We start from the raw sequence: 1514 nt of genomic DNA on the forward strand, positions 1-1514 counted from the left end.
AGCCCCCCGCCATCCTGTGCCGCCACCCCCAGGGCCAGCGGCAGCAGCAGCGCCCCGGCCGGCACCGCCAGCCGGCGCGCCAGGACCACGCCGCCGCCGATCAGGCCCAGCGTGACGGCGAATTGCGGGACCGGCAGCGGCGGAAACCAGATCACGGGCGGGCGGTGCCCCATATCCACCCCCCACCATCGCGCCACGAGCGACGCCGTCAGCGCGACGCACAGCACGCGCATATATTGCATGAAGCCGACCAGCCGGCTGTCCGCGCCGAACGCATCGGCCATCAGGACCATAGCGGTGGCCGCCCCGGGCGAGATCCCCCACAGGGCGGTCGTGCCCGGCAGCACCCGCAGGCGCATCAGCATCCAGCCCAGCACGATGCCGGCCACGATGGCGAACAGGACGCCGCCCAGGAACAGCGGCCAGTTCCGCGCCACCTCATGCAGGATCGACGGCCGCAGGCCGCGCCCGATCATGCAGCCCACGATCCCCTGGGCCAGGGCGAAGGGCAGGGGGGCGACGCGGACCGACCCCTCCAGCAGCGCCTGCAGGATCCCCGCGCCGATGGCTCCCATCAGCAGCGCCGCGGGCAGATGCAGCATCGTCAGCGGACAAACCACCGCCACCGTCAGCACGCCCAGCATTGTCCACTGCATCCATGCCGGCCGAGCGGCGTATGAACCAGGGAAGAACGGCGGACGATGCGTCATGGCGGACAGCCCAGGGCAGGATCGGAAAAGCAGGATCGGGAAACCAGGGTCGGGAAACTGGGGTCAGACGGGGGCCAGCGTAATGGACGCGGCATCGGTCACGCGCGACAGGCGCGGAAAGATGTGGCGCAGCGCGAAATCGTGCTGCTCGGCGGCCCCGGCACTGCACCCGTCTTGCGCCACGACGACGTCGTACCCCAGTTCCCAGGCATGGCGCAGCGTGGATTCGACCCCGATATTGGTCGAGATCCCGGCCAGAACGATGGTCCTGACGCCGCGCCGGCGCAATTGCAGGTCCAGCTCGGTGCCGTGGAACGCGCCCCATTGGCGTTTGGTGACGACGATGTCCCCCGGCTGCTCCAGCCCTTCGGCCAGTTGGTCCCATCCCGGCGGAAAGCCCCCCGGCGGTATCCGGGGCGGCGCGTCCACGTTGGTCGGCGGCAGGTCGCCCCCATCGGCGGAAAACGAAACACGGACCAGAACCACCGGCGCCCCGGCGGCGCGGAATGTTTCGGCCAGGCGCCGTCCGGTCTCCAGCACCGCCGGCCCGGTGCGCGGGGCCAGCTCCATGCCGACGATGCCGTTCTGTAGATCGATCAGAACAAGGGCGGTATGACGCGGATCGAGTACGGTCATTGGCGTATGTCCATGGCAGGTTGATCGGAATATGATAGGCGAGGAAATCCTCGCAAAACGGATAATTGAGGATGCCTTCGCAAAAATCAACTCCCACCGCGCATGCCCCTGGATCGGCCCCCAGGTCGGGGCCGGCCCCAGCTCCGGCCCCAGCTCCGGCTCCGGCCG

Annotated in this window: 2 protein-coding genes; both read right to left on the reverse strand. The window is 69.5% G+C overall.

Features of this window, described 5'->3' with window-relative positions; all coding sequences use genetic code 11:
• The coding region (locus tag HUK84_RS17835; protein ID WP_176641445.1) for an AbrB family transcriptional regulator at positions 1 to 656 on the reverse strand (656 nt) is incomplete at its 3' end.
• 117 nt (positions 657 to 773) lie between these two features.
• The gene (locus HUK84_RS17840; protein WP_176641446.1) at positions 774 to 1346 is read right to left on the reverse strand and encodes a hydrolase; all 573 of its coding nucleotides are present in this window, start codon (positions 1344 to 1346) and stop codon (positions 774 to 776) included.
• Positions 1347 to 1514: the final 168 nt, after the last annotated feature.

Source organism: Nguyenibacter vanlangensis, assembly GCF_013376155.1.
GTDB classification, from domain to species: domain Bacteria; phylum Pseudomonadota; class Alphaproteobacteria; order Acetobacterales; family Acetobacteraceae; genus Gluconacetobacter; species Gluconacetobacter vanlangensis.